Annotated in this window: 1 protein-coding gene; it reads left to right on the top strand. The window is 60.9% G+C overall.

Annotation, left to right across the window (positions count from 1 at the left end; genetic code table 11):
- A partial coding sequence (tssI, locus tag AAC083_RS18245) for a type VI secretion system tip protein TssI/VgrG (RefSeq protein WP_146181726.1) occupies positions 1-1,063 on the top strand: 1,063 nt, incomplete at both ends.

Below are 1,063 nucleotides of genomic sequence, written 5' to 3' on the forward strand. Positions count from 1 at the left end.
GGCCGTTCCAGTTGCGATTGGAATTGGCGAGCCCGGAGCCTGACGTCGACGTTGGCGCCGTGCTTGACCAGCCGTGCGAGCTGATGGTGTGGTACCACGGCGAGCTGCAACGGCGGGTATGCGGGGTAGTGAGCGACTTTGCGCAAGGGGACAGCGGCTTTCGCCGCACCCGCTATCAGCTGCGGGTGCAGCCGGCGCTGTGGCGACTCTCGCTTCGCCAAAACTCCCGTATCTTCCAGGCGCAAAAGCCTGACGAAATCCTCTCCATTTTGCTGCAAGAGCACGGCATCACCGATTACGCCTTTGCCCTGAAAAACGAACACGCCCAGCGCGAATACTGCGTTCAGTACCGCGAGACCGACCTCGATTTCGTTAACCGCCTTGCTGCCGAAGAGGGGCTGTTCTACTTCCACGAGTTTGAAGCAGGCAAACATCGCATCGTATTTGCCGACGATGCAGCTGCATTGACCCAAGGGCCTGAGCTCTTTTTCAACCTCGGCAACCGTTCGCTGGAACAGGGTGCCTATGTGCGCCAGTTCCACTACCGCGAATCGGTGCGCCCCTCGGATGTAGAGCTCAAGGACTACAGCTTCAAGACCCCGGCTTACGGTCTCTCCCAGAAGAAAATGGGGGCTGAGCTCGAGCACCAACGGGATACTTACCAGCATTTTGACTATCCGGGCCGCTACAAGCAGGACGGCAGTGGCAAGGCCTTTGCCCAGCACCGGCTCGATGCCCTGCGCAATGACGCTGTGGCGGGCAGTGGCAAGTCCAACAGCGCAGCCCTGCTGCCGGGCCAGCACTTTTCATTGACCAAACACCCCAACGGCAGCCTCAACCCCGACTGGCAAATCGTCCATATCCGCCACACCGGTGAGCAGCCGCAGGCGCTGGAAGAAGAGGGCGGTAGTGGCCCGACCGTCTACCACAACGAATTTGGCGTAGTGAAAGCGAGCACCACCTGGCGCGCCCGCATCGGCAGCCCCGAGGCACCCCACAAGCCAATGGTCGACGGCCCGCAAATCGCGATAGTGGTGGGCCCGGAGGGGGAAGAGATTTACTG

This window comes from Aeromonas sp. HMWF014 (genome assembly GCF_963878295.1).
Classification (GTDB): Bacteria; Pseudomonadota; Gammaproteobacteria; order Enterobacterales; family Aeromonadaceae; genus Aeromonas; species Aeromonas popoffii.